The sequence below is a fragment of the Kovacikia sp. CALU 1929 genome, assembly GCF_056784235.1.
Genome location: NZ_JBXBCF010000022.1, coordinates 25,262 through 52,194 on the forward strand (window position 1 = coordinate 25,262; position 26,933 = coordinate 52,194).

General features: G+C 50.9%; 22 protein-coding genes. 9 read left to right on the top strand and 13 right to left on the bottom strand.

From position 1 onward, the window contains the following. Window positions 1-450 precede the first annotated feature (450 nt). The 3 genes from AC1S52_RS01450 (at window position 451) to AC1S52_RS01460 (ending at window position 1,996) form a co-directional block, all read left to right on the top strand. Window positions 451-1,173 (top strand): LexA family protein, encoded by a 723-nt coding sequence (locus tag AC1S52_RS01450; protein WP_482027261.1) that lies wholly within the window; start codon window positions 451-453, stop codon window positions 1,171-1,173. Between the two features lie 246 nt (window positions 1,174-1,419). Beyond that, window positions 1,420-1,671 (top strand): Uma2 family endonuclease, encoded by a 252-nt coding sequence (locus AC1S52_RS01455; RefSeq protein WP_482027262.1) that lies wholly within the window; start codon window positions 1,420-1,422, stop codon window positions 1,669-1,671. Further along, entirely contained in the window at window positions 1,625-1,996 is a 372-nt protein-coding gene (locus AC1S52_RS01460; protein ID WP_482027263.1) for a Uma2 family endonuclease, read from the top strand. Before AC1S52_RS01455 ends, AC1S52_RS01460 begins: the two co-directional genes overlap by 47 nt. 43 nt (window positions 1,997-2,039) lie before the next feature. Here AC1S52_RS01460 and priA read toward each other — a convergent pair whose 3' ends face one another. After that, window positions 2,040-4,685 carry a primosomal protein N' gene (gene priA, locus AC1S52_RS01465; RefSeq protein ID WP_482027264.1) on the bottom strand — a complete coding sequence of 882 codons (2,646 nt, stop codon included), beginning with the start codon at window positions 4,683-4,685 and terminating at the stop codon, window positions 2,040-2,042. Between the two features lie 722 nt (window positions 4,686-5,407). Here priA and AC1S52_RS01470 point away from each other — a divergent pair. Further along, window positions 5,408-6,649, top strand: a complete 1,242-nt coding sequence (locus AC1S52_RS01470) for an RpoD/SigA family RNA polymerase sigma factor (protein ID WP_482027265.1) — start codon at window positions 5,408-5,410, stop codon at window positions 6,647-6,649. Window positions 6,650-6,675: 26 nt separating this feature from the next. Here the strand turns inward: AC1S52_RS01470 and AC1S52_RS01475 are convergent, their stop codons facing one another. The 3 genes from AC1S52_RS01475 to bchM all read right to left on the bottom strand — a co-directional run bounded on the left by AC1S52_RS01475 (window position 6,676) and on the right by bchM (window position 9,092). Further along, window positions 6,676-7,338, bottom strand: coding sequence for a ribosomal protein L7/L12 (locus tag AC1S52_RS01475; RefSeq protein ID WP_482027266.1), 663 nt, complete (start codon window positions 7,336-7,338; stop codon window positions 6,676-6,678). Between the two features lie 35 nt (window positions 7,339-7,373). Next, on the bottom strand, window positions 7,374-8,078 hold the full coding sequence (locus AC1S52_RS01480; protein WP_482027267.1) for a bL12 family ribosomal protein: 705 nt from the start codon (window positions 8,076-8,078) through the stop codon (window positions 7,374-7,376). A 330-nt stretch (window positions 8,079-8,408) separates the two neighbouring features. Continuing rightward, complete coding sequence (bchM, locus tag AC1S52_RS01485; protein WP_482027268.1) at window positions 8,409-9,092, bottom strand: magnesium protoporphyrin IX methyltransferase; 684 nt, start codon at window positions 9,090-9,092, stop codon at window positions 8,409-8,411. Between the two features lie 198 nt (window positions 9,093-9,290). Here bchM and AC1S52_RS01490 point away from each other — a divergent pair, with 198 nt between their 5' ends. After that, window positions 9,291-9,662 carry a DUF4359 domain-containing protein gene (locus AC1S52_RS01490; protein ID WP_482027269.1) on the top strand — a complete coding sequence of 124 codons (372 nt, stop codon included), beginning with the start codon at window positions 9,291-9,293 and terminating at the stop codon, window positions 9,660-9,662. A 3-nt stretch (window positions 9,663-9,665) separates the two neighbouring features. Here the strand turns inward: AC1S52_RS01490 and AC1S52_RS01495 are convergent, their stop codons facing one another. From AC1S52_RS01495 to AC1S52_RS01530, 8 genes are all read right to left on the bottom strand, one after another. Next, window positions 9,666-10,262, bottom strand: a complete 597-nt coding sequence (locus AC1S52_RS01495; RefSeq protein ID WP_482027270.1) for a DUF4126 domain-containing protein — start codon at window positions 10,260-10,262, stop codon at window positions 9,666-9,668. A gap of 156 nt (window positions 10,263-10,418) precedes the next feature. Beyond that, window positions 10,419-12,308, bottom strand: a complete 1,890-nt coding sequence (locus tag AC1S52_RS01500; RefSeq protein WP_482027271.1) for a M61 family metallopeptidase — start codon at window positions 12,306-12,308, stop codon at window positions 10,419-10,421. Between the two features lie 22 nt (window positions 12,309-12,330). Continuing rightward, the gene (locus AC1S52_RS01505) at window positions 12,331-13,041 is read right to left on the bottom strand and encodes a Crp/Fnr family transcriptional regulator (protein ID WP_482027272.1); all 711 of its coding nucleotides are present in this window, start codon (window positions 13,039-13,041) and stop codon (window positions 12,331-12,333) included. 153 nt (window positions 13,042-13,194) lie between these two features. Further along, entirely contained in the window at window positions 13,195-14,070 is an 876-nt protein-coding gene (locus AC1S52_RS01510; RefSeq protein WP_482027273.1) for a 3'(2'),5'-bisphosphate nucleotidase CysQ family protein, read from the bottom strand. A gap of 117 nt (window positions 14,071-14,187) precedes the next feature. Further along, a complete protein-coding gene (locus AC1S52_RS01515; protein WP_482027274.1) occupies window positions 14,188-14,541 on the bottom strand; it encodes a DUF1257 domain-containing protein in 354 nt (117 codons plus the stop codon). A gap of 133 nt (window positions 14,542-14,674) precedes the next feature. Then, window positions 14,675-16,180, bottom strand: coding sequence for a stress-responsive protein Ycf46 (gene ycf46, locus AC1S52_RS01520; protein ID WP_482027275.1), 1,506 nt, complete (start codon window positions 16,178-16,180; stop codon window positions 14,675-14,677). A gap of 178 nt (window positions 16,181-16,358) precedes the next feature. Beyond that, entirely contained in the window at window positions 16,359-16,712 is a 354-nt protein-coding gene (locus AC1S52_RS01525; RefSeq protein ID WP_482027276.1) for a slr0373 family blue light stress response protein, read from the bottom strand. A gap of 264 nt (window positions 16,713-16,976) precedes the next feature. Further along, window positions 16,977-17,462: a hypothetical protein gene (locus AC1S52_RS01530; RefSeq protein ID WP_482027277.1), complete on the bottom strand. Its 486-nt coding sequence runs from the start codon at window positions 17,460-17,462 to the stop codon at window positions 16,977-16,979. A 225-nt stretch (window positions 17,463-17,687) separates the two neighbouring features. Here AC1S52_RS01530 and hetZ point away from each other — a divergent pair, with 225 nt between their 5' ends. From hetZ to AC1S52_RS01545, 3 genes are all read left to right on the top strand, one after another. Next, window positions 17,688-18,827, top strand: coding sequence for a heterocyst differentiation protein HetZ (hetZ, locus tag AC1S52_RS01535; protein ID WP_482027278.1), 1,140 nt, complete (start codon window positions 17,688-17,690; stop codon window positions 18,825-18,827). A 53-nt stretch (window positions 18,828-18,880) separates the two neighbouring features. Beyond that, window positions 18,881-19,966 (top strand): hypothetical protein, encoded by a 1,086-nt coding sequence (locus tag AC1S52_RS01540; RefSeq protein ID WP_482027279.1) that lies wholly within the window; start codon window positions 18,881-18,883, stop codon window positions 19,964-19,966. A gap of 74 nt (window positions 19,967-20,040) precedes the next feature. Next, on the top strand, window positions 20,041-22,308 hold the full coding sequence (locus tag AC1S52_RS01545) for a transglutaminase TgpA family protein (RefSeq protein ID WP_482027280.1): 2,268 nt from the start codon (window positions 20,041-20,043) through the stop codon (window positions 22,306-22,308). A 306-nt stretch (window positions 22,309-22,614) separates the two neighbouring features. Here the strand turns inward: AC1S52_RS01545 and AC1S52_RS01550 are convergent, their stop codons facing one another. Further along, window positions 22,615-25,374, bottom strand: coding sequence for a hypothetical protein (locus AC1S52_RS01550; RefSeq protein WP_482027281.1), 2,760 nt, complete (start codon window positions 25,372-25,374; stop codon window positions 22,615-22,617). Window positions 25,375-25,727: 353 nt separating this feature from the next. Between AC1S52_RS01550 and AC1S52_RS01555 the strand changes: the two genes are divergently transcribed. Beyond that, window positions 25,728-26,900 carry a GNAT family N-acetyltransferase gene (locus AC1S52_RS01555; protein WP_482027282.1) on the top strand — a complete coding sequence of 391 codons (1,173 nt, stop codon included), beginning with the start codon at window positions 25,728-25,730 and terminating at the stop codon, window positions 26,898-26,900. Window positions 26,901-26,933 lie beyond the last annotated feature (33 nt).

The window sequence follows — 26,933 nt, forward strand, 5'->3', positions numbered from 1 at the left end:
TTGTACAATTCAGCCATTTATTTTGTACATTAATAAGCGAAACCCTCGAAGAAAAAACAGTCTCAGACATTGCTGCCAAAGTATTTATGTACTACTATCTTTCTTAGTTCATAAGTACTACTTGTGTAATCGCCAGCTAAGCACACACGGGATGGTACTGCTAGTTTAAGGAAATAAATCGTGAAGTTCTCTATTTCAAATAAGACCATTGCAATGCTGAGTAGTATTGCTTTCTCGTTTGGTTGCGGAAACGCATTCGCGAATATTCAGCGATCAAATATGTGTCACTCCTCACCACAAGGAGGAATTCACATCATCCAATATCAAGCCAAGGAAAGGAATCAGTAATTGCATTATTAGCAGGGCATGGTGGCTGGAAAGTATAACCTCTGCCCTGCTAGCTCATGATTTTTAGCTATCAGAATAAACCCATAGATGAAGGAAAGAAAAATGCCACGTCCTAGCATTTACGGAGAAGCATCTGAACAGATTCGTGTTCCGAAGAGAATCAAGGAACATATAGAAAATCTAATTCAGACAATCTGGTTATATGTTAATAAACATCCAGAAACTAAAGAAGATGCTGTATTAGAAGTTTTTACGTATTTGCTCAGAAATGTATTAGATTTTATAAATCTAGATATAAAGAATATTAAAACAATATCTGAAAAAGATGGTGAGGAAATTACAATCAAAACTAATTTACTTCAATTCAGGACACCAGAAAATAAGCCTCAACAGTTGCCTATAGCGTATACATCAAAGCTCTCTGCAGGCGTTGGTAGAGAAACGACAGGTGAACAAGAGATTCCTGGTGAGCCAATTGATATTCATCAAGTTCTTATCAAAGACCCAGGTGAAACTCGTATTACCTTTGTTGTCGGCGATTCTATGAATAGAGCAGGAATAAACGACGGAGATTTATTAATTTTTAAAGAATTAAAAGATTCTTGGGCAAATTTAAGGGATGGCACTATTGTTGTTGCTCAAGTTGAAGGTAATCAAACAGTCAAACGATTTGATAAGAAGAAAGGCAAATCTTTTCTACGTCCTGAGTCAGATAATGAAGAGCATCAAGAACTTGAACTTAAACCAGACATGGATGTTCAAATTGTTGGAACAGTTTTGTATTCTGTCCACTCTTTACAACCACGACATACTTGGCAAATATAGTCAGCTCATTTGGCAAATATAGTCAGCTCATTCCTCAGTTCCCATAATCAGTGCCCTAATCGCTTCCTGGCTCCCTTCACCTGCCCCAACTGCTTCAACGCCATCGCCGTCACCAACGCCACCCTACCCGTAATGTAGAGGCTTCTTTAACCCGCTACCCGTTCGTGCGATTCCCTCCCATCTGGTGCATCGCTCCCAGCTTCGCCACAATATAAACAAGCCAGAGTCCCCTATCGGCACCTCACCATGATTGCCACCCCTCAGCCACCCCGCATGACGATCGCCGAATACCTGGAATGGGAACCTCTGCAAGAACTCCGCTACGAATATGTCCACGGCACCGTCATCGCCATGACCGGGGGCACCATTCCCCACAATGACATTGCCCTCAACCTCTACCGTGCCCTCTATTCGCACGTTCAATCTAACGGTTGCCGGATTAATGTTGCCGATGTCAAAGTCGAAGTCAGCAGCACCAGCCCCTACTTATTACCCTGATGTCATCGTCACCTGCGACCCTCGCGACCTCACTGATCGTCAATTGCTGCGTTACCCCAAACTGATTATCGAAGTCCTCTCTCCTGGCACAGAGGCAAAAGATCGGGGAGAGAAATTTGCTCATTACCGCTCCAGCCCAACCCTGCAAGAATACGTTTTGGTTGAATCGGAAAGAATTAGTGTGGAATACTATCGCCGGGGAGAAGGCAGATTATGGCTGTATTATCCCTACATCAGCGGAGACATCATAACCCTAGAAAGCATTGGTTTCAGCTTCCCGATCGCCCTCGTCTATGAAAATGTCACCTTTGAGGAAAACGCTTAAAGCTCTTACTCCCCACTCCCTACTCCCCACTCCCTAATCGTTCTCACCCCAAATTCACCGGATCCACGTCTACAGTCAAACTTACCGAACTGGGACAGAGGGCACGTAACTCTGCCAAGTCGGGCAGATCGGCTTCAGTATTGGCGGGTAGCTTCAGCAAGATTTGCCAGCGGTAGCGTTTAGCGACCCTCAAAATGGTCGCTGGGGCTGGACCCAGACGCTCCACCCCCATTGCCTGTAAGGGATTGAGGGCTGCGGCAACCTGTTCGGCTGCCTTTTGCACGGCAACCGGATGGGGACTGCTGAATCGCAATAGGATCAGCCGCCCCCAGGGAGGATAGTTCAGACTAACCCGTTGCACCAGTTCTGCCTGGGCAAATGCTTCGTAGTCTTGTCGCTGCACGGCTTGAATCACTGGATGCTCCGGTGAGTAGGTCTGGAGGATAACCCGTCCAGGATCATCTCCCCGTCCACAACGACCGGCAACCTGGGTCAGGGTTTGAAAGGTGCGTTCGCTGGCGCGGTAGTCGCTCAGGTGCAGTAGCCCATCGGCTGCCACAATCCCTACCAGGGTGACCTGGGGCAGGTCAATCCCCTTCGTCAACATCTGGGTGCCCACCAGGACATCGGCTTCTCCCTGGGCAAAGCGGGTAAGCAGTGCCCGATGGGAACCCTTGGTGCGGGTGGTATCGCTGTCAAACCGTATTACTCGCAGAGTCGGAAACAGCCGCTCTAGTTCCTGCACCACTCGCTGGGTGCCACTGCCAAAGTGCTTAAAATAAATCGACTCGCAGGCAGGGCAGGTTTTAGGCAGGGCTTGGACATAGTTGCAATAGTGACAGCGCAACTGGGCGATCGCCTCCGCATGAACCTGATGGTACGCCAGGGAGACATCACAGTGGGGACAGGTCACCACATACCCACAACTACGGCAGGAAACAAAAGTACTGTGTCCCCGCCGATGAATAAACAGGACACCCTGCTGCTGGCGCTCCTGAAGCGTTTTTAAGGCTGATTGCAGCGATCGGCTAAAAATCGAACGATTTCTCTCCTGTAACTCCTGCCGCATATCCACCACCTCAATGGGAGGCAGGGGACGGGCATGGACCCGTTGGGGTAAGGAGAGGTAGAGGGGGGTGGAGGGGTGTTCGCCTTTGGTATTCCCACAGGGTTGAGTGAGGAGTGCGGGGGTGGGGGGTGATGGATTTGGTGTATCCTTTGCTTGCCCTGCCCCCCTGCTCCCCTGCCCCTTTTCTCCTCTGCTCCCCTGCCCCTCCTCACCTCTGCCCCCCATCGCCCAACCTCGTACCGCTGTCCAGCTTTCCAGCGAAGGGGTGGCTGACCCCAGGACCAGGGGGCAATTCTCCAGTTCAGCACGCCAGTGGGCAACGGTGCGGGCGTGGTAGCAGGGGGCAGGCTGGTCTTGCTTGAGGCTGGAGTCGTGTTCTTCATCCAGAATAATCAGACCCAGGTTAGGGAAGGGGGCAAAAATTGCAGAGCGGGTGCCAATTACAATCTGTGGTTCGTTGTTCAGCATCTGTCGCCAGGTATCGTAGCGTTCGCCTTCCGAAAGGGCGCTGTGGTAGACGTAAACCCGATCGCCAAACCGTGCCCGGAACCGATCGGTTAACTGGGGAGTAAGCCCAATTTCAGGCACCAGTACCAGGGCAGATTGTCCCCGTTGCACAATGGGCGCGATCGCTTGCAAATAAACCTCCGTCTTCCCCGAACCTGTGACCCCATGCAATAGCACCTGGCGAAACCCAGATATAGCCTGGATCTGAGTCAGTGCCTCCGCCTGGTCAGCGGTTAGCGGCTTTGGGCGATCGCCCTCCAGAGCAATGCCGCTCTCTGAACGCAACACTTCCCTGGGCTGAATGATCAGGCATCCTTTTGCCGCCAGGGTTCTCACCGTGGTTGAACTGGTTCGGCACAGTTGCAACAGGTCTGCCAGCCACATTTCTCCTCCCTGCCGTCGCAGTACGGTGACAATTTCTTGCTGGCGCGGGGTCAGGTCTGGCGCAGTGAAATTGGGAACCAGAGTGACTGCCTGCTGTAGCTTCGGGCGGGGTGGGCTGGGCGGCTCCAGGTAACTTTCTACCCAACCCAGCCGCAGCAGTTCTTGCAGCCCCCGATTGGCTCCCTTGACCTGTCGCTGGAGATGCTGCCAGCTATAATCACCCGTTTTGCTGTGTTGGAGAAGATGCAGGAGATCCTGAGCGGGGGGTGAAGGGGGGAGGGGGGGAGGGGGGGAAGCGGGGGACTTCAGTTTTATCCGCCGTTGCGATCGTGACAGCAACCCTGGCGGCAAGGCAACCCGCACAACCTGCATCAATGGGGTGGAGTAGTAATCTGCCACCTGCTGAAGCAAGCTCCAGTAGTGGTGGGGAAAGAAGGCAGAGTGGATGATGGCTTCGACAGCCCGCAGTTGGGTCGCTTCCAGATCGGGGGGGGGAGAATGACGGCAGTGAATGGCGATCGCCCCCACCTGCTGGGACCCAAATGGCACACTCAAAATATCCCCAGACTGCACGGTCATCTGGGCGGGCAGCCGGTAAGTAAACAGCCCTTGCGCCCCTGGACAATCGACCAATGCCTCCACCCAAAGAACCTGTGTGGCGGATGCTTCATAGATCTCTCCCAGTTCTGCCATAACCAGAGAGGATACTCCAGCAAACCGATTAGACATCGTTACAATCACTCCTTACGGCTTGCTTTCTGTCCATTGATAGAGTGCATTCACCTGACGGATATGAGAGCCTTTTATAGCAAAGCCGTCTATCACTGTGCAATGGAAGTAAACGAATGTTTCTTTTCCTCACCAGAGACCGATTCCCTCCACAAAATTCTATAAAAATAGATCGTCTGTCGAGGCGGTGACTTGCTGATGATAGGGTTGACTCAACTCCAATTCTCCAGCCTAAGTCGCTGATTAAAGGCAGTTCTTGAGGAAGAATTAAAGGATTGACTGTTTAGGAATTCCCAGGGCAACCTGACTGGCTCTCTATTAAAAGAAAAAGTTGCAGGGTTTTCCCCAGACTTGAAAAAAGTAGGGTAGGGTAGAGAAACAAAAAATTCAAACGTGAACTCTCAGGTGTGAGGATACAACCGCCAGATTGTAACGTTGGCAGTGAGACGCTTAAGACCGAAAACACCTTTTGTAGTTGAACGAACAATCTGAAAATCAACATCCAGTAGTTTATTCAGAAAGCCCAAAATCGACTCGCACCGTTGCGATTGGTGCTTTAATCTTCTGGATTATGACCGATTCCATCATGACCGATTTCTAAAGGCTGAATCCTCCTTATAAATCCAGCCTTCCCTGCCTGGGCAAAGTTAAATGCCTGTCTGCAACAATCCTTTACCCTATTCAATACGATACGAAGCCCCCCTGTTAAATCTTTTATTCATATGTATCAAAAGATTCACCCTTCTAAATCCGTAGACTCCTTTCAAGCTGAGTTCGATCCATTGCCTGAAATGTCTGGGTTTGCTGCAATGGATGTGCTGAAAAAAGCGATCGCGGGGGATTTACCCGTCGAACCCGATCTGGAAGAGCCGGTTGACGACGAGATTGACTCCATCAATGCCGATTCTCTTCAGCATGATATGCTTCAGCCCGATGATCTTCCAGAAGAGGCTGAAGTCAGTGGTAGCCTGGATCAAATTGCTACGGCGCGACCCTCTGGCTACAGTAAAACTCTCTCCGATGATGCGGTGGGAGCCTTTTTTAAGGAAATGGCACGCTACCCGTTGTTGAAGCCCAACGAAGAGGTGGAGCTTGCCCGCTGTGTCCGCTATCTGGTGGAAATGGAAGACCTTCAGGCAAGGTTGACCCAAGAGTTGGGACGGACTCCCAGTCGGGCAGAACTAGCTGCCGCCCAGGGTCTTACCGAGCGGCAGTTAGAACATAAATTCCATCGCAGCCGGGTCGCCAAGCGGAAGATGATCCGCTCCAATTTACGGCTGGTCGTGTCGATCGCCAAACGCTACCTAAATCGGGGCGTTCCGTTCCTGGATCTGATTCAGGAAGGCGCTTTGGGTTTAAACCGTGCCACCGAAAAATTTGACCCTGACAAGGGCTACAAGTTTTCTACCTACGCCTATTGGTGGATTCGCCAGGGCATCACTCGCACGATCGCTAACGATGCCCGCACGATCCGGTTGCCGATTCACATTGTTGAAAAGCTGAACAAGCTGAAAAAGGCGCACCGTGATTTGCGCAAAGAGTTAAACCGCAATCCCACCGAAGTCGAACTGGCACAGGCGTTAGAGATGCCTGCGGATCAGCTCCGCAATTTGCAACAGGTGCGGCGCAAGTCTCTCTCGCTCAACCACCGGGTTGGCAAAGGAGAAGACACCGAATTGATGGATCTGCTGGAAGATGGAGATACCCAGTCCCCAGAGGCGCAAATGAGCGAAACCATGCTGCGCCAGGAAATCTGGGATGTGCTGGGCGATGTATTGACCGAGCGGGAAAAGGATATTATTTCTTTACGCTATGGACTCGCCTCCAGTAAGCCCTGTACGCTCGAAGAAGTGGGTGGGTTGTTCAACCTTTCCCGTGAACGAGTGCGTCAGATTCAGAGCAAGGCAATGCGGAAACTGCGCCGTCCTCAAATTGCTGAACGACTCAAGAGCTGGTTGGGATGAGCAGGGATTGTTAGTTGAACGGGAAATCAGTTCAGAACAATCAAGACTTCTACACCAACGGCTGCCAATCGCCGTTTAGAAGCCTCGGCAACGGCTTTCGGTACCCCCCGTTGCAGGACGACAGGCTCCGGTAAGCGTTTGACCAGGGCTTTAGCCTGTTGCCACTCCAACCCAGTCAACTCACGGATGGCTTTAACTGCCTGCCGCCTTCGATTGAGAGGAACCTCTTCCAGTACCACGTCAAAAGTCTCTGTCGTCGCCGGTAGAGTACCGGCAGCAAATCCACCCAGATCGAAGTGATAGGTGAGACTGCCTTCTTCGGTCACGTTATAGGACGCATTAAATTCTTTTGCCCTCAGGTTGAGGTAATCCCTGGCAGCTTCTCCATCCAACCCAGTTTCCATCGCAAATTGCAACACGGTCAGGTGTCCTTTCGTTTGCCGGATGAGTCGGTAGAAGGCAGACTGGAGGCGATCGCGCTCTTCCCGCCGCCTTTTATCAGTGGTCTTCAAAGCAAACCACCCACCCAGAGCCGTTGATGGTAACCCCAGAGTAATCAGGGCAACTTCAAGCTCAAACCGCTCCTGCGGAATTGTTTTGGGATCTAGCAGTCTGGCAGTGGCTAACAGGCAAATCGGGACTCCAATCCCCAACAACGCTCCGGCTGCAATCTTGGTTGCTAACTTCATCGATACCTCACCCAGAAAGGAAACCCTATATGGGATTAATTGGCGATAATCATCACCGTCGCCCCGATCGCCTCCAGTTTGCGTTTATACTCGTGGGCAGTCGCGTCAGATACCTTCTCTTTGATGGGTGTAGGGATGGCTTCCACCAGGTCTTTTGCTTCCTTTAGCCCCAGATGGGTGAGTTGCCGCACAATCTTGATGGCTTCAATCTTCCGGTTTGGGGGTAAGGTTTCTAAAATGATATCAAAGGTTGCTCCAGGAAAAGCCGCTGTAGAAATTGCTGCGGGTGAACCCGCTTCCAGGGTTGCCGGTGCCGAACTGGCTGGTAATTTTGTCATACCCAGGTCAAATCGGTAGGAAAGATCCCCCGTCTCACTAACTTCAAAATTAGCGCCAAACTCTTCGGCACGCTCATCCAGATATGCCTTTGCTTCACTGCCCTCCAGCCCAGCCTCCATCGAAAAACCAAGGGCAGTGATCCGTCCATTCCCCTGCTTCAACAAATTAAAAAAGGCAGAACGGAGGCGATCGCGCTGCTCCTGCTGGTGCTGCAACTGCGAACTCCGGAGTAACCAGCCTCCTAATACAGCAGGCGGAAGCCCCAAAAGTAATCCACCTGCAATCAGAGAGGTTTTTTCTTTGATATTTTCCTCTGCTACACTTCCGACCGCGATCGCTAACAGGACTACAGAGCCAAAGGAGAGAAGCAGTCCCCCAAATATTTTCTTAACCAGTTTCATGGTGCCAGAAGGCTCACGACAAAAGATTGACAACAATCCTAACCTTCTGCCAAAAGATTGTCCCTAATTTGTCACACTTGGAAATTGGGAAGGGACGGCAAAGTGAAGAGTTAAAAATTGAGAATTTTGAGCTTTGAGTTAGGGAGCGGGTAATGGGTAATAGGTAGTAATTGCTGCTTGGTATACCAGTTCAATATGAGTTTGCACTTAACAAGGGGCTTAAGCCCCTTGTCTACCAGGCGTTCTTCTGGGCAGCTTCAAAGAGAATTGGTATTAGATGGATCCCTCCAATCGCTAACAACCAACAACCAACAACTATTCACCTACCACCTACCTCACCGCCTCCAGCATCCGTGAGAAATAAAACCGTGTCTTGGTCATGGCGCTGCGCTGAATGGTCCATCCCTGGCTTTCCAGGATGCGGACAATCTCCGCTTCGCTATGGAGGTAGGCACGGGTTGCTTTACTGGCACCGGGGAAAAAGGAGCCAATTTTCTTCAAGGTTTCATAGAACAAGGTTTTGGGCGCGAAGCTGAGAATCAGGCGGGACTCTGCCCGATCGCTGAGGTGAGTAATCATCTCTGCTGCCTTCTCCTGGGGGTAGTGGATTAACACATCCAGGCAGACAACCGTATGATAGCGTCCACTTAAAGTTTCCAGATCTTGAACCGCAAAGGTGAGCTTACTGATGTCGCTCAGTTCGGCAACTGCCCGCTCTTTTGCTTCGCTTACCATTTTTTCAGAAATGTCGCTGGCAAAGACGGTTGCCCCTTCTTTTGCCAGGGGAATGCTGAGACTGCCAACGCCACACCCCGCATCGCAGACGGTGATTTCCGCCAGATTGCCATCCGCTCTCAGCCAGGACAATAATGTGTCAACGGTTTGCTGGTGCCCGGTACGAATATCTAACTGGACTTTATTGACCTCGCCATCGCCATAAATTCTGCGCCAGCGATCGAACCCGGTGGCGTTGAAGTATTCCCGCACAATTGTTTTATCGTCAGTTACTGTCATTAATCTGGCGTTTTTTGAATTGCTGTTAACAACTACTAACTACCACGTTCCGGGGCATTAAGTTCAGGTTTGTTGGGGTGGGGCTTCGACATCAGCGCTCAGCCAAACGGTGTAGGGTGGAGGGTGGAGAAGTTTCTTTGAGAGGAACTTTTTAGCTTAGGGGACATCGTTCTAATCCAGGTGGATGTCAGGAGTGATATGAAGAAGTGGAAAATTGTTGCGATCGCGTCAGGGCTTGCCGTTGCCGCGCTGGGGGGAATCATGGCAGCGACCAACCCTCAGCAACCAGCCTATGAAGTGTTTGCGACAGGCGCACTGATTGACTATGCCGGAGAGAATCTGTGTACAAAGGTGCCTATTATTGGTCAGGCGCAGTGCGAATCCCTATTAAGAACAAATCAGACGGAGATCAAGCGTATTATCGCCCGGGGCACGGAGCGACAAAACTATGTTCTTTTCAGTGTTTACGTGACGGATTTATCCATCAGCACCTGGCTACCGTCCTACCACTTTGAGACGGTTGGGTTATTTGGGCGATTTATTGTGCTGAAGGCAAGGGAAGAAAGATAGGTGTTAGTCAGGGTCTCGCTTATATTTTCTGGGATTGCCTCGTTGTCCGGGAGTTGTCTGTGCTCGATACCAGCGGTGCCACTCCTTGGAACTCCGAATTGCGAGCCAGAGTAGGAGTAAAGCAATGATCCCTCCCTGGCTGGGAGCATCCAGGGCAAACAGAACCAATAAAACGCAGAGTGTGTCTTGGGCAAAAATCACCCAGAGGGGAACGTTGCCCAATCGGTAAGACCAACCAACCTGGACAAGCTGTAACACCAGTGCCAGTAAACCGCCGATGCCTCCCAGTAGCCATACAAGCCAGACTGGATTTCCGGTTATCTGGGCAACTGCCATGCCTAAAATTGCTCCAACCAGGGGACTAAACGCCAATTGGACGAGCAGAAGGATCCGCCGCCCAAAGCGGTCTTTGGAAAGCACAACCTCAGCCAGCGACCAGATCACCAAAATCCCTAAAACAATTGGGGGATCGATTCGAGAAAGTAACGGTATCCGCGACCAGAGGCTATTTCCATATAGTAGAGCAATGACCAGCAGAGGCAGAGCAATTCTCATCCCCGCAGCGGCAGAGGCGGAGAGTGCAGCCAAAATTTCAATCATAGGAAGACCTATCTAGATTCGCACCCATTGCTGCAAGGATAGGTGAGGTGGTTTGGATTAGATAAACAGTTTCTTCAATTCTAGTTGGGTTGCTTGTGGGCACTTTTGCATAAACCAATGGTTTGAAATTGTCGCTACACCATCGTTAACGCCCTGTCATAATTGCCTGAGATTTAATCCCTCTCCCGCATATCGCCCCAACCAACCTGTAAGGTTCTCCTGCTGGGTCGTAGTTGGTTGCTCTAGCGGCACAATCTGGTAGCGGCTTGATCGGGGTGGCTCCAGAGTTACCTCTCGCGTACACAGTTCATCCTGATGGAAAAAGGTCATCTGGATGGTATCTCCCGGTTTGTAGTCTCTCAGTCGTTCACTCAGGTGCTCGGCGCTGACTCGAATTCCATTCAGCGCCAGGAGTTCATCCCCTGCATCAAGACCAGCCGTTTGCGCAGGAGAGGCTGACTCAACACCCTTAATTACTTCTCGCCCACTTTCAGATTTCATCTGAAGACCCAGGTAGGGGGTTCCTGCTTCACCATTAATATCCCCCTGAAGGCACAGCCCGAACGGGTTCAGATAATCATCAAAGGGCAGCTCATCCAGTCCATTCAAATAGTTCTCAAAGAAGCCGCTTAAATCTGTTTCGGCGACGGACTCGATGACCTGCTGTAACTCATCTGAGGTAAAGCCAATCTCTGGTTTGCCGAACTGTTCCCACATTCGACGCATCACGTCATCCAGCGATCGCCGATTCCCATGCCGCTCCCGGATCAGTAGATCCAGTAGCAGTGAAACCATTTCGCCTTTCAGGTAGTAGGACATTTGGGAGTTGGGGCTGTTGGCATCCTGCCGGTAAAGCTTAATCCAGGCATCAAAGCTCGACTCACTTAAACGTTGAACCTTACGCCCAGGGGTAGTCAGGTAGCGGGTTATTTCCTTACTCAGGGCGTTGAGATACACCCGTGCGTCGTAGATTCCGGCTCGGTAAGGAAGCACCAGATCGTAAAAGCTGGTTGTCCCTTCACTAAACCAGAGGGAAGGGGTATAGTTTTCCTGCTCGTAATCAAACGTCTCCAGTCCTTTGGGGCGAATCCGCTTTACGTTCCAGAGGTGAAAAAACTCATGGGCAACCAGTTGAATGAAGCGGTTGTACTTGTCCTGATTCCGAAACCCGAAGCGCTGATAAATCAGAGAGCAGGAATCCTTGTGTTCTAATCCACCAAATCCTTGGGCAGCCAGATGCAACAGAAACAGGTAGCGATCGTAGGGTAAGCCATCAAACAAAGCAGCCTCTACCTGAATCACCTTTTGCATGTCTGCAATCAGCCGTTCTGGTTCTAAATTGCTCTCGCCCCAAACGACTAGCTGATGGGGCTTACCCTGGGCATCAAACTCGTAGGTCCGGTGAATTCCCACCTCAAAGGGGCTATCCACCAGGGTGTCAAAGTCTCTTGCCCGGAATGTGTTGGGCATTCCAGCCACGGGCGGGAGAGCGGTTGCCACCTTCCAGGTGGAATCAGGCGGGGAGATCGCGACCTGAATTGGGCACTGCTCATATCCTGGAATGTAGAAAAATAGAGCGGCTCCATTAAAGTAACCATGCGTTCCATTCAGGTGATTAGTCCGCACGGTCAACTCATTCGCAAAGATGCGGTAGGTAATAGTGAGAGCAGTCTGCCCCTGGAGTTCAATCTGCCAGTGGTTTTTGCCCAGCTTCCGCCAGGGTAACTGGGAATCGGGATTCTCTTCGGTAAAGGCAACAAAGTCCTGCAAATGCTTGGAATACTCCCGTACCAGGTAAGACCCTGGCGTCCAGACGGGCATTTTGAGATCCAGCCGTGACGAATTAGGTTGCCAACCAGTGATCTGCAAAGTCACCTCAAACAAATGGGTTTGAGGTTGGGGCATTGCCACTTGATAATGAATTTGAGGGACAGAGCGACCCTGGGTAGGCGAGTCAGCATCATGGTCTAGCTTCAGGCGGTTTTCCAATTCCTGAAAGTCATTTATTTCCGATGCCCGTTCAAACCCTGGCTCTTCCCGGTTCATCTCCTATACCTACTCCAGTTGTTCAACCTGCGCTCTTATGAGAAATTTTGCCCGCCAAATGCATGAGTTGCTTCATATTTAGCAGGTAAATTGCCTGGTTTGCCGGATCAACTTTGATCCAGCCTTTCCCGTCCAGCTTCTCCATAATCTTGGAGGTTTCCTCAACTCCAATATCCGTCACGTCCGCCAGATCCTTATAGGGAATATTGAAAATCTCAACCCCGTTGGGAGTTTCCTGCCCATAGTTCTCTCCCAGGGCAACCAGCGTATTTGCCAGCTTAACGGCGGGGGGTTGGTGGCGCAGTTGAAACCGGATATTGGTTTGCCGCAAACGCCGCACCATTAATTGCAGCATCCGGTGATGCAACTGGGGATCCTTAAACAGAGTTTGGATAAACCGTTGAGCCGAAATACTGATCAGCTTTACCGCTGACAAAGCAATCACATCGGTGGAGCGGGGAGATTCATCCAGAATCGCCATTTCCCCAAAAAAATCCCCCTGCCCCAGGATTGCCAGAGCTACCACATCCTCTGAACCCGCCCCAGATAAACGGCGCACCTTGACCCAACCAGACACAATAAAGTAAACCGCATTGCCCCACGCATCCTCCATCAAAACGGCGCGATTGGCAGGATATTCATGCTCAACAGCAACGGATAGAAGCCATTCCAGAGTTTCTGGATTGGCAGCGGTTAAAAGCGGAAACAGCTCACTAAAGGCTTCGATCTGCATGAAAACTTAAAGAAATAACACTAACTAACGAAAAGGGAAAGCTGGCATTGTGATACAGGAACTCCCTGTTTCCATAATGCCAGGGTTGCAAACCTTCTCTCAGGGAGAATCTACGGATTATATGGAGTGTGGATAACAGTTAGTATAGACGGTCTACTGAGACCACGAAAAACTTTCAATAGCTTCCCCAACGGACTCCTGAAGCTTTGGCAACAATACCTCGACATAGCGAGACCAGCCAATCACAATCGGTTGAGTGTGGGCAAGGGTAGCGGGGTTAATCACATCCGGGGTTGAACGGAGGGGCTGTCCCTGCATATCACAGCAAACCAAACCTGCTGCTTTTGCCAGCGCTAGCGGACCGGCTGTATCCCATACTTTGACGCGCTGATTGAAATACAGGTAAAGCCCAGCGTGTCCTAAAATCACTTCCATGACCTTTAAACCAAAGCTGCCAAGAGAGTAAAACTGGGCAGCCGGAATGAACTGGGCGATCGCCGCTCCATAGTTTGCCTGATCCCGCTTCCCAATCACAATCGGACAGAATCCCTTGGTCGGAGGTTCTGGCTCAACGATTACAAGCGGTTCCGGCGGCTGATCCGCGCTAGCTCGAAATAACCCCCAATCCAGTCCACCATAGTAAACCTGATCAGTGGCAGGGGCACCCACCCATCCGGCGATCGGTTGATAATCTTGCAGCAGCCCCACCATAACTGCATAATCGGGCTTACCGTGGATGAAATCTTCTGTTCCATCGATGGGATCAATACACCAGAGGCGTGAATACCCAGCATCAAACTTCTGTCTGGACTGCGGATTCTCTTCTGTAATGACACCATCCCCCGGGAAAAGTTCGGTGAAAGCGGTAGATAGCCTGCGGTCTAAGGCAGCATCAATGCTGGTGACATAGTCATTGGGACCTTTCTGAAAAACCTCAAACTGACTGGCTGACATCTGCTCAGCCTGCTGACCGCAGCTACGCAGAATCTGTCTAATCTGGCGTTCGTGTTCAGGGGAAATGGGGAGCATAGGGATTAAGGGTAAAAAAACTGTAGAGACGCACCTGAGCGCGTCTCTACAATATCCCATCAAAAAACGGGCTAACCGGGGAGGGTTAACCCGCTAGTTTGGGAACGCGCAGAGAAACTACTTTTGAAGAACGAGTTTAACATTCGCGTTCTGTAAGCCAGGACGCTTGACTTCAGCCAGAGTCTTGTTCACAGCATACTTCTGGTTGATAGAATTGATCAGTTCGGTCTGGTTATGCTTTTTGGCAACACCCCAGAGGTCAGCAATCAGGTCAAAGGAACCATCAGAATTGCGAGACCAGCCCAGATCATATTCACCTTCCAGAACAGCAACGATGTCAGCACGAACCCGTTGCCCGTTGTATCCACGAACATCAGCTTCCGTCTTAACAGAAATACCCAGGTCACGGAGAGAAGCCTTCAGAATTTCAGCTTCCGTGATCTTGGTGCGCAGTGTGCTAAAGTGGGACATTTTAGGTTTCCTCCTGTGGAGACTTTGAGAACAACGTTTGGTTAGCTAATTGCTAATAGCAAGATGCCATTAGCTTGGGGTAAACTGCTAGCTTTCGCTAGCCTTTCCTTCTGTTGGGAAGCAGAAGAAAGCTTTAGAACTCGAGTCGCTGGTATTCAGCAACCGAGGATGCCGCAGGTCGCGCGCGCTGCCTTGCCCAATCCCTCAGGGCAGTTACCTGCTCGGTCATCGTTCTAGAAAGCGGCAATGTCGATTTGATGGCAGCAATAATGTCCAACTGAGTAAACTCTCGCTCCTGGGCAAATGCCTCATACATCGCAGCAACCAGGGCTTGTTCAATCTCTGCCCCTGAGTAACCATCGCAGACATTCGCTAGTTGATCCAGATCAAATCGAGCAATCTCTCGCCGCCGCTTAGATAGGTGAATCTTAAAAATTTCCTGGCGTTCTTCGGCAGTGGGCAGGTCAACGAAGAAAATTTCATCGAAGCGCCCCTTGCGGAGGAATTCTCCCGGTAACCGCTCAACCCGGTTTGCCGTTGCCATCACAAATACTGGAGAAGTCTTTTCCTGCATCCAGGTTAAGAAAGAACCAAAGATCCGACTGGAAGTGCCCCCATCCGAGTCAGCCGAACCTGCACCACCGGCAAAGGCTTTATCTAACTCATCAATAAACAGGATGGCAGGAGAAATGGATTCAGCCGTTTTAAGGGCATTCCGCAGGTTCGCCTCAGAGCGTCCAACCATTGAGCCGTCATAGACTCGCCCCATATCCAGACGCAGGAGGGGCAACCCCCACAGGCGAGAAGTTGTTTTGGCTATCAGAGATTTACCACAGCCGGGAACCCCCAGAATGAGCATCCCTTTCGGTTGGGGCAACCCGTATTCCCTGGCACGTTCGGTAAAGGCATTGGATCGTTGCTTTAACCAGCGTTTCAACTCTTCCAAGCCACCAACCGAGTCAATCGTTTCGTCCTCCTCAATGTATTCCAGAATTCCGTTACGCCGAATTAGTTGCTTTTTCTCAGAAAGGACGACTCCAACCTCTTCTTCCGTCAGCCGTCCTGCGGTTACCTGCGCTTTGCGATAAACCTTTTCTGCCTCGTCACGGGTTAGACCCAAAGCCGCCTTCAACAGCTTTTCCCTTGCTTCTGTGGTAATCCGACGCCCACGAGATTGCTCTAACTGGGTAGAGAGAACTTGATTCAACTCAGCCATGCTGGGCATTGGGAAGTCAAGGACAGCAACTTCCTTTTCCAACTCAATCGGAATTTCTTGAACCGGCGACATGAGAATGATGGTCTTCTGGCTACCCTTGAAACTGGCGATCGCATCTCTCAACCAGCGAATTACCGGAGCCGAATAAAAGGGATGAAGATCTTTGAACACAAACATCCCAGGTTCTCGCTGCCGGGTGACCCATTCGATCGCCGCCTCAGGGGAAACCGTATTGTGCTGAGTCACATTGCGGGGTTGCCCATATTCAACAATCCCATGAGTTACAGTCCAGACAAACACCCTTCGCTGAGGCTTGTTCTGAGCAATTGCAGCAATGGTCTGTTCAGCCCGCTCCTCCTCAGAAGTGACAAGGTAGACCAGGGGATATTGGGCTTGTATTAGAATACCTAGCTCTTCATGCATAACATCAACCCACTAGAGACAGCGCAGACGCCTTAGACCTTAGCGTTTCCAAAGTGCTGAATCGATCCCCACTTACAAAGCGAACTAAACCAAAGCGAACAGAACAAGGCGAACAGATGACCGTGAACAAAACCACAAACAATTTACTTAAGTCAAAACTCTAGGGTGAAACTGAAACCTAGCAGGGAACTAGTTCTCCCTCACCTTGAGGGTTAGCTTTGACTGAATTTACAGAAGCACTGCTTCCAACCGGAAGTGCATCTTCAACCATGACACCTGACTGCTTTCTTAAGGAAACCATGTCACCATCTCGCAGAACAACTGGAGAAGAGCAATCAGGACAACTGTAGACCCGATGAGCTTGACCATGACCCTCCTCGTAATGCGCAACCACTTCCGGGTGGGAGAGGTAAAACCCAATGGCTCTTTGAGCGATGTCCGTCATTGTCTCAGCGTCAAGGGCTGCTCGCACCTTGAGTTGACGGTGCAGGTCAGGCGGGAGATACAATGTAACTTTTTGCTTGTCTTGCATAGAACTCTCAGTTTTTGTACCCGGGTATGCATGTTAGATTATCGACTGTCTCATCTGCTGTCAAGACATTAAGCCGGTTTGCCGTCAATATTGTTACATATGTTTATAAAGTGGTGGAGGATAAGTTAGGTCAGGGGTTTAGGCATCGGAGTCAGAGGGGTAAAAGTCTTGAGTTTTGGAGTTAGAACTATTGACTTCTTTCCTTCCTCCCCCCTTCTCGACTCCATTCTCAACCTGCCCCTCTTCACCCTTCAACCCTGAGCCTTAAGCAATATCGGGTGGCAGCGTGGGTTTACCGATCGCTTGACTTTTTAATAGGTGTGCCTGAGCCATGTCAGTTAGCTCCTGGCGCTGGATTTCGGTACCAAAGTTGGGATCGCCGGGTGTTTCAAAGAAGATGGCGCTATGGACGGTATCCATCGCGAGCATCTGGAATAGGATGTGGGTGACTGGAACTGGCAGCGCCATCATCAATGGGTCTTGCATCAGGTAAGGACCGAGGGATACATCTTTGAGGGTGGCATAGGCATAGATCACTGTTTTTTCTTCAGCGGGTTGGGTTGGGTTTTCCAAAACGGTGATTGCCCATTCTTGATCAACGGTTTGGGGAATGTAATACTGGGCGTGGCGGAGCCTTCCTGCCAGTTGTTTGAGGACGGGAGCGATCGCCTGCACCAGGTCCGGAGTGGCTCCATCCTGAGGGGCACTGTTTATCAGCAATTGAATTTGTTGGTCTAAGTCCATTGCCATCAGAATCCATCTTTGTATATTTATGACTTTATCTTTCTCTTGAGAAGGAAAACCGATCAAAATTTTCTGACCTGAGACAGCCGAAAGACCAGTTTTAGTTCTGGCAGCAGATAAGCGGAATGAACCCACCAATTTGGGTTAGATTGATCTGGACGCTATCTCGATATTGTTGTCACAATTGAGGAAATCGTTATTAATTCCTGTCGTATTGTAGGTTTGAAAGCTGTGGGGGATATCTGCCAGAGCGTGGAGCCATCTTTTCAACTGGTGTTCAACGAGCTACGACTGTTAACCAACGCTTCTGAGCAGAACTGCCGGGACGTTGCAAACCGCATTTCAAAAGAAGTCAGTCGCATTTGCTCGGAAAGCAAACGAATTCAAGCCTCTGGCGAGGTTGAATCCTGGGGGGTAGCACTGGCAAAACATCGGTTGCATCATTGTATTCATTACTATAAGTTAGGTTCGGTTAGGGGCAGGGTCGATCTACACAGCAATTTGAGTGCTGTTGTCTATCGCTACATTACCCCTCCCCACACCCAGTCTAGCTACCAGGCGCGGTTAACGATGATTGAGGACTTCCTCCAGAACTTTTATATGGAGGCACTCAATGCATTTCGACGGGAGACGCAGTTAACTTCTACCTATCAGCCCACCACACTGTTAGAACTGGCGGAGTGGATGGCATTTACCGAACGGTATGGGAAGCGCCGCATCCCACTGCCAGGGCACCGCAATCAGCAGTTGATTATTTTGCGTGCCCAGACTTTTTCGCAGCAGCAGCCAATCGAGACTCCAGTTGACATTGAACGAGCGGCAGAAGGCGCTTCGGGGGAGAACGACCATCAATGGAATGCGGCATCGATTCACCAGGTGCGGGAGCAGATGGTAGCTCAGGAGCCGGAACCGACGGAAGATAACCTGCGCCAAACAGTGATTGATCAACTAATTGCCTATCTGGAGGAGCGGAACCAGCAGGACTGCGTGAAGTATTTTGTCCTCCGGTTGCAAGACATGCCTGCCAATGAGATTGAGGCAATTTTAGAATTAACCCCCCGGGAACGGGACTATTTGCAGCAGCGGTTTAAGTATCACTTGATCCGATTTGCCCTGTCCCATCAGTGGGAACTGGTGCATCAGTGGCTGGAGGTTGACCTCGGCAATAATCTGGGGTTGACACCAGAGCGCTGGCAGGTATTTACCTCCCAGTTAGATAGTCAACAGTCCCAAATTCTTGAGCGGAAGCAGCAAGGGCTTGCAGATGCCGCGATCGCCCAGGCTCTAAACAGTACCGTGAGCCAAATTCGCAAACAGTGGTTCAAGATTTTGGAGAAAGCCTGGGAAATTCGGAATGATGGAAATTCGTAACGAATACTGTCCGGAGCAAGTGCGTCTACCAACGAATTAGGAGTCTATAAACCATGCATGATGACTCAGAGGTTCTCCAGAGAAAATTACTAAAGCTCCTGCAAGATCTGATTCCAAATGCATCCTTGTCAGATGCAGAGGTAATCAGCCAGGAGCTTTATGAAGTTAAAGGCTCCCCTAGCCGAGACTTCTTTGATTCTAATCTTCCGCAGGATGCATCCTCTGAAACCTCCAACCATCATGAATCTGAGACTATTCCCTCTAACCGGGAATCCCTATTCAATCTTGGAGAAATACCTGCCGTGCAAGACCGTTTTTATTCCCTGTTGAAACATCGTCTTCAAACCGAGATTCAACAGAATCCACCTTTGTTCCCCTGGGAAACAGAGATTCATGATTATGAAACAGAGACGGTTCCCTATGCGGCGATCGCCTCTGAAAGCGCCCTTGAAAATACACCCGAACTGGCTTCCCCTGCTGGAAACCAGAAAGTTCCTGTCTGGATCTGGAGCAACCAGCTCAAGACCCTGAATCTACCCGTACCGATGCCAGAAAAAGTCCTGGCACAACTGTTCCAGAGCTGTCAGGATGTGATGCAGTCTTCCCTATTAGAGGGTGCAAAGCTGGTGCGTGCGGTTGAAGAGCTATTTCCCGGTCAATCTGGGGCATTGAACCAGTTGGCAGGGTTGGTGATGACCTCTCCTGCCCGGTCTGATAAAGCGACAACCCCTACCGCTGGGGCTAATTTCCCATCTAGCTACGAGGTTGCCGTACCGCCTCAGCAAATGGTTTTATCCCTGCTGGCGGCACGGGAAATTATGACCTCCCTCAGCCTCAGCCTTTCTTCCCAGCAACCGCAAATTGAGCGCCAATGGCTGACTGAAGCAGGGGCGCTAACTCTGCTAGCTGACTATCAAGCTAAGACTACTCAGATCCGGATTCAAGGCAATCTACCCTGTGGGGGCAGTCTACTGCTGCGTGGAAATGGGCTACAGTCCGCTGCTGAACGTTCAACGACAGGTTTGTTAACCGTAGAGTTGAATGATATTCAACCCAACCAGATTTATATCCTGGAAGTGCGTCTTACCGAAAAAGACCCAACCCCGGTGCTGTTTGCCGTCCGAATGAAGCAAGAGTAGGACAGGATCCCGTTAGCCAGATCGGATTGTGGGTAGTATGGCAATAGGAAAAACCGTTATCCTGGCGCTACCGAATGTCTGGTTTATTCAGGGCTGAACGAATGCGATCGCTGCCGCTTGTGGGTCCTTGGTGGCAGCGAGTGGAAGCCCAACCGTCACCTTTAACTGAAGAGTCGCTACTGCTGCGGGTGCTGGCACAGGCGATGGTGCTGGTTGGGATTGTGGCAACCGATGTGGCGGCATCTACGTCGATGAGTGCCTGGGCGATACCCCTCAGCATTGCGGGTGCTTGCTGGAGCTGGTATCGGCGGCACGAAAAAAACATTGCGGCAAAATTTTTGATTGCGATTGGAATGCTGCTGGCGCTGGCAGCATTTTTTGTGGGGCTGCGGGCAGAGTTAAATGATACGCGCCTGGTGCTGGCAGAACTGCTGGTGCAGCTTCAGGTCTTACATAGTTTTGACCTGCCCCGCCGCAAGGATCTGGGCTACTCGATGGCGATCGGACTGATCCTGATTGGGGTTGCCAGCACCCTGAGTCAGACAATGACCTTTGGGCTGTTGTTACTTCTGTTTCTGGCGATCGCTCTGCCCGTCCTGGTCTTAGATTACCGCTCCCGGCTGGGGCTACTGAGCAACCTGAACCGCTCTCCGTTTAAGCAGGTGGGGCTTTCGCCAAAGCGTCTGGGGATGTTTTTAGTGGTGACACTGGGGCTGGGGCTGATTATTTTCGCCTGTCTGCCCCGGCTCCCCGGTTACCAACTCAGAACGTTTCCCGTCAGCGCTCCCCGTCAGGAAATGTTTGAGGATAATTCCCAGATTATTAATCCGGGCTATGTGCGGCAGGGAGATGCGACGAAGGGAAATGGCGCAGGGGGAAGCCAGGGCAACCAGGGAATGGGTCCTGGTGAATTGGATGAAACCTTTTACTACGGCTTTAACAACCGCATCAATCAAAACCTGCGGGGGGCGATGAAACCGAAGATCGTGCTGCGGGTGCGGTCTCAGGCTGAGGGCTTTTGGCGGGTGCTGGCGTTTGACCGTTACCTAGGACAGGGGTGGGAAATTTCCCGGAATGAAGACGCGGAGACAGTGACTCGACCCAGTTGGTCTTACCAGTTTTTCTTACCCAGACCCCCTACGTTGAACCGAAGCCGAGAAGTGATTCAGACCTACACGGTGGTGTCAGAACTGCCAAATCTGATCCCTTCATTGATGCAGCCAAAGGAACTGTTTTTTCCGACGCAGCAGGTGGCGATTGACCCGGAGGGTAATTTGCGATCGCCCCTGGGACTGTTGGAGGGCTTGACCTATACTGTGATTTCGGAGGTTCCCTACCGCGATCGCACCCGATTGCAGCAGGCTTCAACCAAATACTCCAACACCATTCGTAAGCATTACCTGGAGGTTCCGCCCCAGGTTGCAGAGAAGATCCGGAAACAGACAGAAGAATTGCTGGCAACCTCTCCCCGCCCGATCACATCGACCTATGAGAAGGCACTATTCCTGGCACAAGCATTGAAACAACGGTACACACTTCAGTCAGAGTTACCTTTCCTGGAACCGGATGAAGATCTGGCTGAGGCATTCCTGTTTAAGTATAAGGGCGGCTATCCTGACCACTTTTCGACGACGCTGACCCTCATGCTGCGTTCAATTGGTATCCCGGCACGGATGGCAGTCGGATTTGCCCCCGGAGAATTCAATCCCTTCACTGGCTTGTACGTGGTTCGCAATACGGATGCCTATGCTGTGACAGAGGTGTTTTTCCCTAGACACGGCTGGTTTGCCTTTGACCCGATTCCCGGTCATGAGTTGATCCCACCTTCGATTGAAGACGACCAGACATTTAGCGTACTACAGCAGTTTTGGCAGTGGGTGGCTGGTTGGTTGCCCACTCCCCTGACGAGTGGCATCAGCCGAGTGTTCAGGTTCATCTTTGGGATTGTGATTGGTGCCATTACCTGGTTGTACCAACTATTTACACGCGGTTGGGTGGGTGCATTTACAGGGCTGATTGGAGCGATCGCCCTCAGTTTTCTGGGCTGGCTTGCCTGGAAAGGCTGGCGCGGCTGGTGTTATCAGCGGTGGTTAGCCAGACTGGCTCCAATGGAGCGCCTCTATCGTCAGATGTTGGACTGGCAGGCAACCCAGGGATTTCGTAAACGCCCTACGGAGACTCCCCTGGAGTATGTACAGCAGTCCTGGCAAAACCAACCTGAAAATCGGGCTACGGTAATCTCAGAAATTTCCGATGCCTATGTCCGCTGGCGCTACGGGAATCAGGCTCCCAATTTGGGGTATTTGAAACAGCGGCTGAAGGTGCTTAAACGGCGGCGTTGATCTGGGCATTGCTGATTCTGGGGAGTGGCAGCGTTTAACCCGGAAACCCTGGAAGGCGAAGAGTCAAAAACGAATGGTGAACTTTTCCCGAAGCGTCTCCGCACGAGTTAGCCTGGATTATTCACCAACCCCTGGAACCTTGATAGCAGAAACACCTCAAAAAGCAGACTGTTTTTTGGGCAAATCGTCAGATTAGTTTCTCAGCCAGCCTTCCAGAGATTTTTTGAAATCGTCATGAATAATGCAGGTTAAGCTACCAAATTGTGGCTTACCCAAGCAATAACCGCTGTAAGTAGTGATGCCGGATTACTTCCCAATCAAATAATAAAAACTATCTGAGCGCAGGTCGAATTTTGCCCCATTGCCTACCGTCGCAACGGGGTAGCCATTGGCATCCAGGGCTGTCACGTCCAGCTTTTGGGCATCGTTACGCTGGAGGGATACCTGTCCAGAGAGATTGCGCACGAGGATGGGTGGGCTACCGACACTTTCAATCGTCTTTTGGGGCGAACCTGCTGCTTTCCAGCCAAAGTTTTGTTCCTCAGACATGACCTGAAGTAGCATTTTGCGAGACTGGGCGATCGGCTGGTCATCCAGCGCAACCAACAGGAAAGTTCCATAATTCAGATCGGAACTGAGGGTGACATTACCCAGTTGGAGTGTACCGGCTCGTTTCAAGAAACCAGTTACACCTTGAGCCTGGGGTGCGTTGACCGTGACCAGTCCTTTATCGTAGTCCCAAACAAGCTGCCCAGTGGAACTACGGACGGTTTTTGCGTTGCGGTCATTGAAACTGGATAGCTCAATCTGAGTGGATGCAGGCTTGTCCTGGGTAAAGCGCAGGTTGACCTTACCGACCAGAAACGCCAGAGGGTCGATGCTGCTGGCGCGATCGCTCTCTAATACCTGTCCTGCTGGCACATCCTTGGCCCGAAACTCATCCAGATTTTGGGGGGCTGTGACTGGCGCACCGCGCAGGGCATAGAGATCATCCAGCTTAAGGGAAATATCTACCACATCCTTTCCTGGCTCCAGCAACCCTTTGCGGTACATCAGGGCAGTTGCCGGAAATTGTCCCAATGTGACTGGGGAAGCGATCGCAAATTTGCCCAGGGATGCCGCCCAGGAATACCCGGTCACAAAGTAGAAGAACCCATCTGAGCCTTGGAGGGAACCATAGGCAGACGCTAACAGGGGGAAATCTGCCCGGAAGCGGTTGGGCATGGTCCAGTTCACCTCCGTAATCAGGGAGGGCATCCCGTTGTAACGGGTATCCATAATCGGCAGGTTAAAATCCGGCTCCTTCTCCCCTTCCCTGGGAATGAATAACAGGGCAGACCGATCCTGGTAGGTATCGCCCTTGCTGAGGGCATAGGAGGCGCGATCACCCTGATGGAAAGAGCCAAAGTAGCCATGCCGATCCATGACATTTGCCACAGTATTGCTGTACTTGTCTAAGGGACCGAGAATGCGGGGATCGGCGGTGTTCCAGTTGGAAGCGTAGATTAGCCCCCGGTATTGCAAGTCCTGCTTGAGAGTACGAATCGCTTTCTGGAAAAACTGTTTCTGGTGTTCGGTCAGAAAGGTCGCTGTGTCCTGGGCGCGGCGAGAGTCGGGATTAGTAAAAACTTCGTAGAGGGGCAGGAAACCAACCCGACCCGATTGGGGTTGATCGCCTCGCTCTGGATTGGGTTGATCGCCTGCGGGAGACTTTGGCCAGTTTTCTAGAGCTAGTTCCAAAGCACCATACTTTGCTGCCAGCCAGGAGCCAAACTGCCGCTCCAGAATTTCCATTTGGGGAGCGGGGATGGTTTTGTACGGCTCGAAGGTCCAGAACAGGTAGGAGTCTTCATTCACCAGTTCTACGATCGCCACTGCCGGGTCGGCTGCCAGGGTAGTTCCCGTATAGGGGTTCACTGGGGTAAGCAGCGATCGCCACCATTCATAGTAAATTTTCTGAAAGTCCCGGTTAAAGAACAGCAGAGAAAACGGATGCTGATCGTTGTATCCGGCAAACCCACTGGCTGCGTCAAACTTGAGCCAGAGGGGAAAGTAAACCGACAGACAGGTGTAAATTCCTTCCTGTTTCATGGCGGCAACAAAGGCAAACAGCCGATCCAGATCCGCCGGGTCAATCTGGCGAAAATCCTTTGACCAGATTTCTCCATGCAGCCGCACCATATTTACACCCCGCTTGGCTAGAGCGCGTGCCATATAACGCATCAGAGAGCGATCCATCTGGATGTTCTGCATATCGGTATTCACCGCCCAAAACCGAATTGGCTGTCCGTCCTGTTCATGAACAAAGTCTTCCCCCTTGACCAGAATGCGTCCTTTTTCTCCCGCAACCGACTCGTTCAGCGATCGCAAATCTAAAGCACTGGCAGCAAAGCCATCCACCTCTGGGTCAAAAATAAACCAACCCGTCAGGTCTTTTGCGGCATAGCGTTGATCTGGCTTCAACTTGCCACGGGGTTGAAACAGTGACTTCGTTAGCACAAAACAGTCAAACGCTGCCGCTCCCTTTGCCTGGGTCATTTCAACTCGAAGTTGGTGGGTGCCTTTCCCCAGCTCCACCTGCCCCAAGCTGACCCAGTTCGCTCCCACAAACTGTCGCACAGTCACTTCATCCATTAGGTAAGGTTTGCTGGACACTTCCCGCCAGGGCTGGTCATCCCACCGCCAGCGAAACGGACCATGTTGCCAGAACTTGCGACTATAGAAAAAGTAAGAACCCGTTGCGGGAACCGTAACGCTGTACTCCAAAAACAAGGGAGACTGATAATCCCCATCCACCCCAATCCACTTTCCCCCCGACAGGACTGCGGCTTCTGCTGCATTAGCAGGCACAAAGGGATTGCGATCGGCAGGTGGAAAATTAGTATCTGCCGGAGTTTCCGCCTCCCACCAGACAAACGGCTCAGAAAGTTTAACCTGGCGGGAAACCAAGGTTGCCGTATCCGCATCCGGTGCTTCCGTGACATCAGCGGTTAGGGTCGCGTGGTCAGACTGACAGGCAATTAGGCAAACCAGCGTCAGGAGTAATGTAAAAACGAATCGAAGCATGGTTGGAGCAGGATACGGGATGGGGGGCGAGGAGTTGAGAGTTGAAAGTTGAAAGTTGAAAGTTGAGAGTTGAAAGTTGAAAGTTACAGCGTTAAGAGCTGGGAGATCACTCTCGTTCAGTTTGGCATGACTGGCTCATCCACCTTGTCTGAAATTCTAGTTTTACTGCTCTTAGCGACAAGCATGGGGCGGGTAGACTCGATTCCCCAAATGCTTGAGCCACTTTTATTTCCTGTTTGGCTGGAGTTAAAAGCCTTGGATCCTGTTCTGCCAAAATAATCAGAGAATTTAAGCCAACTTCTCCTAGCTCTGGTAGGGATCTATTACGCTATATGAAGTGTTTAACGCGGGTTATGGAACAACTCAAGCCTCGCTATTCGATCGCCTGGATTAATCGAATTGCTGAGATCCCTCAAGCCGAATGGGATGCCTTAGCAATGCCACTCAAAACCCCCTTCTTTGAATGGGAGTGGCTGCACAATATGGAGACCTCCGGTAGTGTAACCACCCGGACTGGTTGGTTGCCGAATCATTTGACAGTCTGGCGCGATCGCACTCTGATTGCTGTGGCTCCCCTCTACATCAAAAGTCATAGCTACGGCGAATTTGTCTTCGATCACCAGTGGGCAGACCTGGCAGCAAGGCTGGGAATTGACTACTATCCCAAACTGCTGGGCATGTCACCCTTTACACCCGCCGAAGGCTATCGATTTTTGATCGCACCGGGCGAGGATGAAGACGAACTGACCGCTTTCATGGTGAATGCGATCGATCACTTCTGCGATCGCAACGGCATCTCTGGCTGTAACTTTCTCTACGTGGATCCAGACTGGCAACCTGTGATTGAACGTCACGGCTTCACCAGTTGGCTGCACCACAGTTTTGTCTGGCAAAACCAGCAATTTCAAACCTTTGATGACTATTTGAATCTGTTCAACGCCAATCAGCGTCGCAACATTAAGCGGGAACGAAAAGCGGTCGAAAAAGCTGGGTTAATCCTACGCACCCTCGCAGGTGAAGATATTCCAAAACCTTTATTTTCGTTGATGTACGCTTTCTACAGCGACACCTGCGACAAATTTGGCTGGTGGGGCAGCAAATACCTCACCCAAACATTTTTTGAGCAGCTTCACTCTCACTACAGTCATCGGGTTGTTTTTATCGCCGCTTACCAGGAGCATGATCTGCACCACCCAATTGGTATGTCCTTCTGCCTGACGAAAGGTGACAACCTCTATGGACGCTACTGGGGAGCCTCCCAGGATATTGATTGTCTCCACTTTGATGCTTGCTATTACACTCCGATTGAATGGGCGATTTCTCACAACATCCAGACGTTTGACCCTGGTGCAGGCGGACGGCACAAAAAACGGCGTGGTTTTCCAGCCACCCCAAACCACTCAGTTCACCGCTTCTATCACCCACGCCTGACCCAGATTTTTCGTGCTTACATTGGTGAAGTCAATGAACTGGAGCAGCGAGAGATGGATGACATTAATCAACAACTACCGTTTAAGCAGAAATAGTTAGGTGTCAGTGTCAGAGAGCTAAATAAAAAG